Origin of the sequence: Tropicimonas sp., from assembly GCF_047971885.1 — a bacterium.
Taxonomy (GTDB): Bacteria; Pseudomonadota; Alphaproteobacteria; order Rhodobacterales; family Rhodobacteraceae; genus Tropicimonas.
Map to the genome: position 1 here is coordinate 1 of NZ_JBKEAE010000001.1, position 7,545 is coordinate 7,545.

8 protein-coding genes are annotated in these 7,545 nt (G+C 63.8%); 6 read left to right on the forward strand and 2 right to left on the reverse strand.

Going from position 1 to position 7,545, the window contains the following annotated elements; translation table 11 throughout:
* Positions 1 to 533: RuBisCO large subunit C-terminal-like domain-containing protein (locus ACK5IR_RS00005; RefSeq protein WP_416924628.1), on the forward strand; the 533-nt coding region annotated here is incomplete at its 5' end.
* Between the two features lie 27 nt (positions 534 to 560).
* On the opposite strand, the gene ACK5IR_RS00010 is transcribed toward ACK5IR_RS00005, so the two are convergent.
* A complete protein-coding gene (locus ACK5IR_RS00010) occupies positions 561 to 1,745 on the reverse strand; it encodes an MFS transporter (RefSeq protein WP_416924630.1) in 1,185 nt (394 codons plus the stop codon).
* 5 nt (positions 1,746 to 1,750) lie between these two features.
* A complete protein-coding gene (locus ACK5IR_RS00015) occupies positions 1,751 to 3,130 on the reverse strand; it encodes a four-carbon acid sugar kinase family protein (RefSeq protein ID WP_416924632.1) in 1,380 nt (459 codons plus the stop codon).
* Positions 3,131 to 3,254: 124 nt separating this feature from the next.
* Between ACK5IR_RS00015 and ACK5IR_RS00020 the strand changes: the two genes are divergently transcribed.
* The 5 genes from ACK5IR_RS00020 to ACK5IR_RS00040 all read left to right on the forward strand — a co-directional run bounded on the left by ACK5IR_RS00020 (position 3,255) and on the right by ACK5IR_RS00040 (position 7,374).
* Positions 3,255 to 4,082, forward strand: coding sequence for a phosphogluconate dehydrogenase C-terminal domain-containing protein (locus ACK5IR_RS00020; protein ID WP_416924634.1), 828 nt, complete (start codon positions 3,255 to 3,257; stop codon positions 4,080 to 4,082).
* A 71-nt stretch (positions 4,083 to 4,153) separates the two neighbouring features.
* Positions 4,154 to 5,128, forward strand: coding sequence for a TRAP transporter substrate-binding protein (locus tag ACK5IR_RS00025; protein ID WP_416924636.1), 975 nt, complete (start codon positions 4,154 to 4,156; stop codon positions 5,126 to 5,128).
* Positions 5,129 to 5,207: 79 nt separating this feature from the next.
* Complete coding sequence (locus tag ACK5IR_RS00030) at positions 5,208 to 5,684, forward strand: TRAP transporter small permease (RefSeq protein WP_416924638.1); 477 nt, start codon at positions 5,208 to 5,210, stop codon at positions 5,682 to 5,684.
* Positions 5,681 to 6,955, forward strand: coding sequence for a TRAP transporter large permease (locus ACK5IR_RS00035; protein WP_416924640.1), 1,275 nt, complete (start codon positions 5,681 to 5,683; stop codon positions 6,953 to 6,955). The genes ACK5IR_RS00030 and ACK5IR_RS00035 overlap by 4 nt, the downstream gene beginning before the upstream one ends.
* Before the next feature lie 128 nt (positions 6,956 to 7,083).
* Positions 7,084 to 7,374, forward strand: coding sequence for a transposase (locus ACK5IR_RS00040; protein WP_416924642.1), 291 nt, complete (start codon positions 7,084 to 7,086; stop codon positions 7,372 to 7,374).
* The last annotated feature ends 171 nt before the right edge of the window (positions 7,375 to 7,545 follow it).

Consider the following 7,545-nt stretch of genomic DNA (forward strand, 5'->3'; position numbering starts at 1 on the left):
GCGGGCAGGCGGCGGTGATCAACATCAATTCGGTCGGCTATGGCGGCATGAGCTTCCTGCGCAAGCGTTCGGAGCTTTGCCTGCATGCGCATCGCAACGGCTGGGACATCCTGACCCGCCACCCGGCACTCGGCATGGAATTTCGCGCCTATCAGAAGATCTGGCGCCTGCTCGGGGTGGACCAGTTTCAGGTCAACGGCATCGCAGCGAAATACTGGGAGCCGGACGACAGCTTCGTGCGTAGCTTCGACGAGTGCCTGACGCCGATCTTCTCTGATGCCGACCGGGCGCTGCCCGTTGTTTGCTCCGGCCAGTGGGGCGGGCAGGCGCCCGAAACCTGGCGCCGGACGGGCGGGCGGCTCGACCTGATGTACCTCGGCGGCGGCGGCATCCATGGCCACCCGATGGGGGCGAAGGCCGGGGTGACGGCGATCCGCCAGGCATGGGAAGCGGCGGAGGCAGGGATCGAGCTGACGGTCTATGCAGAGAGCCACCCGGAGCTGGCAGCGTCGCTGGCGAAGTTCGGGAAATAGGCCGGTTCGCCGCAGCGTCGCCCGGGCTCAGTCCGCCGGTCCGATGCGCGGTGCGACGGGTATCGCGGCAAGGGCGAGCAGACCCGATATCAGCAGGATCCACATGATCACCAGTGACGGGTCGCCTGCCTGCGCAAGCGCGCCGCAGGAAAGGACAACCGCCGCCGCAACCGAATACGTGATCGCTGCATAGAGCGATGCGAGCCGGCCCTGCGTCGCCGGCGAAGCGCCGCGCGTCAGCCTCAGCAACGCCGTCCGATAAGCCAGGCCGGCCCCTGCCCCCACCAGCGCGAAGCCGGCAACACCGGTGGAAATCGCCCCGAACCGGGCCGCGACGAGAATCGATGCGACACCCAGAGCCAGGGGGCCCATTCCCGAAACCCACGGCATCCGGCGTGCCAGCCAGGGAGTTGCAAGCTGGGCGATCAGGCTGCTGGACAGCAGCACCGGGATACCCAGCGCCTGCACCAGTGGAAGGTTGTGATCGGAAAAGTACGTGGGCAGGAACACGATGGCGGCACTGATTGCAATCCAGGCCAGGCTACCCGTCATCAGCACCGCATGCTGACGCCTCAGCACCGGGCGTACCGGCGCCCCCGGGGCGGAATCACCGCCGATGAGCCGGCGGTTTTCGGCCCGGCGCGCCAGCAGAAGCGCGACAAGCGGGATGGCAAGCAGCGCGCAGGCGACCGCATGGAACTGAAAGCAAAGCGCGGTCGCCCGGACGCCGGTCGCCTGAAGGACGATCTCCGACACCGTGGTACCCAGGATGGCGCCGGCCAGATTGCCGGTTGCCGACAGCGCCCTGCCGCGCACGCCGATGGCCGCAACAACCAGCGCCGATGCGGCGCCGGTGCCGATACCGCCGGATAACCCGGCAAGCATCCTGCCTGCCAGAATTCCCCGCACCGTTCCGGTGGCGAGTAGCAGATCCGACGCGAATGAAAGCGCAATCGCCGCAACCAGCATCGCAGGCGCCCGGCGCGCAAGAGACGGGTGTGCGGCGATGAACAGGGCCGATACCAGCGCCGCGACATAGATGAAAAACGTCAGCGTCACGGTCAGCGACGAAAAACCCAGCACATCGCGATAAACCGGCAACAGAGGTGTCGTCGCATTGGTTCCGGCAAGCAGCAGGATGAAACCTGCGGCGCAGAGTACCGCCTGAAGGCGCGCGCCACGGGCGGTTGCGGGATCGCTGGGCGTTTCCATCGCCGCTATCGCGGGCCTCCGCCGGCGCGGACCCAGCTGAAGAAATCCTCCGAACCCATCTGCCCGCCTTTCAGCGCGATTTCGAGCCCGTCATGGAAGCTTTCGCCATGACCGGTACAGATCGAGGCGCCGGGAATCGTCGGGGCCAGTGCGACCAGCGCCTCGAGCCCCAGTTGCGCCATGCCGTAGCCCGACGTGTCGCCGCCGGAAATCACCGCGCGCTTCAGCCCGCTTGCGCGCAGGATACCGTCGAGGATCCGCCCGAGCGCCGTTCCGATCCGGGCATTGGCCTCGCCGGCATCCAGGGCGTTTTCCGACAGTGCGCGGCGGAACGCGCCGACCGCCGGATCGTCCGGGCCGCTGGCCGAATGGACAAGCGGGCTGAGGCCGCGCGCCGCAGCCCCGGCACCTTCGGCCACAAGGCGCTCGATCTGCGCTTCCTGCTCCCCGGGCGCGCCGCAGACGCAGGTTGCCGGAAAATGCAACAGCGCAAAACCGTCCGCACCGGCATGGGCAAGCTGCTGTGCGGTGATCGGCGAGACCGAGCCCGAGACCGCGGCAATCGCCCCGACCTTCCCCGCACTTCCGGCGGGTGCCGCCGCGCCGAGCATCCCCGCCGCGATCCAGTGCCGCACGAGCGCGTATTCGACACCCTGACTGCCGACGACAAAACCGAGCCGGTCACGATTTTCCCAGATCAGCCGGCCAGCGGCCTCCTCGGACGCCGCGTCCATCGAATCGATGGAAAGAAGCCGTGCACCCCCGGCCAGCGCGGCCTCGAGCGCACCCTGCGGATCGGCCGCAAGCATCTCGAGATCGATCAGCGCCGAGGGCAGATCCGTCTGACGCGTGATATGCCGCAACAGGTCCGCCTCGTCCATCGGCGTGACCGGATGGCGCGACATCACCGGATGCCGGTCGAGCCGGAAAACACCCTCCGGCGTACCGGCAAAAAGGTGCCCGAAGGCCTGATACCGCCGCATCTGCGGCGCCGCCGTAAGCATCGGAACCGCCGATACCGGGCGTATCCCGAGCGCCACCTCGGTCGCCGCGCCAATCGAGCCGACATCCGGCGCCGAATCGAAAGTCGAGCAGATTTTGTAATGCAGGACCGGAGCACCCTGGGCATGCAGCCATTCCAGTGGTTCCGGCAGGTTTTCCACCATCCAGTCCGGGCTTTTCGACCGCGCGGTGGAGGCGATGCCGATGGCCCGCGCACCTCCGAACCGCGCCCGGACCGCCTCGGACGGGATGCCGGTGAACAGCACCGTCGGCACGCCGGCAAAGGCCAGAACCTCCATCACCGCGGCGGAGCCTGTGAAATCGTCACCGTACCAGGTGACCCATGGGGTCGCTGTGGCTGTTTTCTGTAAGGGTCCGGGCATCGTTCCTCTCTCTGGGTTTCGCTGTGGCCGGCGCGCGATCCATCCGCTATTGACAATCATATTACATTGTTATCTTATCATACCAGTTTTGCAAGATCAGACGAAAAGTGCTGGAGGAGATTCCATGACAGCAGTTGCATTGTTCGGCGCGGGCGGAAAAATGGGTATCCGTCTGGGCAAGAACCTGGCCAGGACGGATTTCGAGGTGCGGCATGTCGAAGTGTCGGAGGCGGGCAAGGAACGTCTGAAAACCGAGATTGGCGCAAATGCCGTGCCCGCAGACGCCGCGATCGCCGGCGCCGATGTCGTCATCCTTGCCGTGCCCGACACGGTGATCGGCAAGGTGGCGGCAAATCTCGTGCCACAGCTTGCGTCCGGCACGATGGTTGTCATCCTCGATGCCGCCGCTCCCTATGCCGGCTATCTGCCCGAGCGCGCCGACATCACCTATTTCATCTCCCATCCCTGCCATCCGGTGATCTTCAACTATGGCGGAACCGATGCTGAACTGCACGACCATTTCGGCGGTATCGCCGCTCCGCAGGGTGTGGTCAACGCGCTGATGCAGGGACCGGAAGAGCATTATGAGCTTGGTGACCGGATCGCCCGCGCCATCTATGCGCCGGTCAACAACACCTATCGCTGCACGGTCGAGCAACTGGCCTATCTCGAACCCGGCCTGTCGGAGACGGTCTGTGCCTCGCTGCTGACCGTGATGAAGCAGGCGATGGACGAGGTGGTAAAGACCGGCGTCTCGGAGGATTGCGCCCGCGATTTCCTGCTCGGCCACATGAACATCCTCGCCGCGGTGATCTTCGGCGAGGTTCAGGGTGTGTTCTCGGACGCCTGCAACAAGGCGATTGAATTCGGGGTGCCGGCGCTGATGAAGGACGACTGGAAGCGCATCTTCGAGCGCGACGAAATCCTGGAAAGCGTCAGGCGCATCACCTGAAACAGGCACTACCGAACGGCGCGCAACAAAGCGCGCCGCCCGATCCACGGTCATTTCAAGGGAGGACTCGTATGACCCGTCTGACAGTTTCCGCCATGCTTCTTGCCGGGGCGGCGGCAATCGCGATGCCGGCTTCGGCAAAGAACCTGAACCTCGGTTTCACGCCGCCGCTCGACAGCCATTACGGCGATGCCGGCCGCGCCTTCAAGGAAACCATCGAAACGCTTTCGGGCGGGGACATCACCGTCTCGATCAAGCCCGCCGGGGCGCTCGGCGGTGAGCGGGATGTGATCGAGGGACTTCAGATCGGCACGGTGGAACTGACGATTTCGTCGACCGGCCCGATCGGCAATTTTGTCCCCGAGGTTTATGCACTCGATTTTCCCTATCTTTTCAACAGCTACGAATCGGCGCACGAGATCCTCGACGGCCCGATCGGTCAGGAGATCCTCGCCAGGTTCGATGACGCTGGCCTGGTCGGCCTGGCCTGGTCGGAAAACGGATTCCGGCATGTTACCAATTCCAAACGGTCCATCGCCAAGCCGGAGGACATGCAGGGCATCAAGCTGCGGACGATGGAGAACGAGGTGCACATCGCGGCCTTCAAGGCGCTCGGTGCCGCCCCGACCCCGATGAGCTGGACCGAAGTGCTGACTGCGCTTCAGCAGGGCACCATCGACGGGCAGGAAAACCCCGAGCAGATCATTACCGTCAACAAGATGTGGGAAATACAGAAATACGCGACCCTGACCGGGCACGCCTATTCGCCCGCCGCCGTGGTGATGTCCAAGATCCACTGGGACGGGCTGAGCGAAGAGGAACAGGGCTGGATTCGCCAGGCCGCACAGGCGGCGGCCGACGCGGCGCGTGCAACCGTCGCGGCGAAGGAACAGGCCGGGGTCGAGGAAATGCGTGCCAACGGCATGGATGTCGTGACCGAGATCGACAAGGGCGCCTGGGCCTCGGCCGTCCAGCCGGCTTATGACGAATATGCCGACAAATACTCGCCGGAATTGCTGCAACGCATTCGCGACGCGCAGAAATAACCGGAAATCGAACCGGGGGCGCCGCAAATGGCGCCCCCGGTTTTACAAGGGGCAGGTCAGCCCCATGGGAGGAACGGTCTTGAAAGCTCTTGCAACCGCGGGCGAAGCCCTGGTGCGCCTGACCCACAACCTGTCGGCGCTCCTGCTTGCCCTCGCCACGATTCTTGTCTTCATACAGGTGGTTACCCGCTTCATTCTCGGCGATGCAGCCGTCTGGTCCGAAGTTCTGGCGCGCGGCCTTATCATCTGGTCCACGTTTCTTGTCGCCGGGGCCGCCTTTCGCACCGGCACGATGATTCCGATCGATTTCCTGCGTTCGCTTCTGCCGCCCAAGGGGCAGATCTGGGTGATCCGCCTGGTCGTCGTGCTCACGCTGATCTTCCTTGGCGTTCTGGTCTGGTACGGATGGGCGATGGCCGAACGGGTACAGAACCAGCGCGTTGCCATGCTGAACGTCTCGATGTCGGTATTCTACTACGCCATTCCGGTCGGGGCGCTCTGCGCCATCCCGGGTGTTCTGCTGCGCTATGCCGATGCCGAAAGGGGGCTGGCATGAACTTCGCGCTCGCCTTCTTCCTGATCCTGTTCTTTGCCCTTTCCGTTCCGGTTGCGGTGTCCATCGGGCTCGCCTCGGTTTTCTCGATCCATTTCTTCTCGAACCTGCCGCTGCTTGTCGTGCCGCAGAAGATGTTTACCGGGCTCGACAGCTTTCCACTGATGGCCGTGCCGTTTTTCATCCTCGCCGGGGTCATCATGACCCACGGCGGGATCTCCGAGCGCCTGGTCGATTTTGTCAAGGCGCTGATCGGCGGCATACAGGGCGGGCTGGCCAGTTCCTGCGTGCTGACCTGCATGGTCTTTGCGGCGATCTCGGGCTCGTCGGTCGCCACCACCTTCGCCATCGGATCGATCCTGATCCCGGCAATGGTCAAACACGGCTACCCGACGCCGATGGCCGCCGCCATTCAGGCCTCCTCCGCCGAACTTGGAGTGATCATCCCGCCGTCGGTGCCGCTGATCCTCTATGCCGTCTCGACCGAAACCTCGATCACCAAGCTGTTCATGGCCGGGCTGGTGCCGGGCGTGACCGTGGCGCTCGGGCTTGTCCTGATGGTGCAGATCTGGTGCCGCATCAAGGGTTACGGCCGGAACGACGGCGACAGCCGGGTTCCGCTGCCGCAGGCGACATACCGGGCATTCGGGGCGCTTCTGATGCCGATCATCATCATCGGCGGCATCTACGGCGGCATCTTCACGCCGACCGAGGCGGCAGCCGTATCGGTTGTCTATGCGCTTGTCCTGTCGGTGTTCTGGTATCGCGAGATCAGGCTTTCCGAACTGCCTGCCCTGTTCCGTCAGGCGGCGAAATCCTCGGGTGCGGTGATGTTCATCATTGCGGCCGCGTCGCTCTTCAGCTTCCTGATCAGCCTTTCGGGCCTGCCGGATGCCGTCGGAGCTTGGTCGAAGGAGACGTTCTCGTCCTACATCACCTTCCTGCTCGGTATCAACGTGCTGCTGTTCTTCGTCGGCATGTTCATCGAAACCTCGGCCGCCATTCTGGTCCTGGCGCCGATCCTGACACCGGTGGCAATGAGTTTCGGCATCGACCCGGTGCATTTCGGCGTCGTGATCGCGGTGAACCTGGCTCTGGGCATGTTCACGCCGCCACTCGGGGTGAACCTCTTCGCCGCCGCGCAGGTTGCCGACATGCCGGTTCAGAAGATGTTCACCAGCCTTGCCTGGCCGATCCTGGTGGTGGTCAGCGTTCTGTTGCTGATCACTTATACGCCGGCACTTTCCATCGGCGTGGCGAACCTGCTCATGTAATCCCCGACGTCGTTCCGCGCCGCCCTTGACAGGCGGTGCGGAGCAGCAGGCTTATGAATGATTGAAGTGGTCTTGGAAAATCGGACAGTTGGCTAAGGTGTATCCCAGACCTTTTGGAGGGATACGAGATGGCGAAACGCCGGAAGTTCACAGATCAGTTCAAGGCGCAGGTTGCGCTAGAAGCGTTGCGCGGAGATCGGACGATCCAGGAGATCGCCGCGAAGCACCAGGTGCACCCGAACCAGGTGAGCACGTGGAAGCGGCAGGCAGTCGATGGCATGGCCGGTGTGTTCGCGCGCGGCGGCAAGCCTGACGGCGCGACCGAGGCGGAGGTGAAGGAGCTTCACGCCAAAACCGGGAGGTTGGCGGTCGGGAACGATATATCCAAGCGACTGAATATTGATTACATTGAGTTATGAGCTATCCGATTTCATTTCGCCGTCATGTTCTTGCGGTCAAGGAGCGCGAAGGGCTGACATTTTCCGAAGCGGCCGAGCGGTTTTCTGTGGGTATTGCCAGTCTGGTGCGCTGGAGCGGGAGGCTTGAGCCCAGGGCTTATCGCCGTGAGCGTGGCCTGAAGATTGATCTTG

Coding starts and splice junctions, on each gene's coding strand:
- ACK5IR_RS00010 (WP_416924630.1), bottom strand. CDS start 1,745: ATGGAAACGCCCAGCGATCCCGCAACCGCCCGTGGCGCGCGCCTTCAG.
- ACK5IR_RS00015 (WP_416924632.1), bottom strand. CDS start 3,130: ATGCCCGGACCCTTACAGAAAACAGCCACAGCGACCCCATGGGTCACC.
- ACK5IR_RS00020 (WP_416924634.1), top strand. CDS start 3,255: ATGACAGCAGTTGCATTGTTCGGCGCGGGCGGAAAAATGGGTATCCGT.
- ACK5IR_RS00025 (WP_416924636.1), top strand. CDS start 4,154: ATGACCCGTCTGACAGTTTCCGCCATGCTTCTTGCCGGGGCGGCGGCA.
- ACK5IR_RS00035 (WP_416924640.1), top strand. CDS start 5,681: ATGAACTTCGCGCTCGCCTTCTTCCTGATCCTGTTCTTTGCCCTTTCC.
- ACK5IR_RS00040 (WP_416924642.1), top strand. CDS start 7,084: ATGGCGAAACGCCGGAAGTTCACAGATCAGTTCAAGGCGCAGGTTGCG.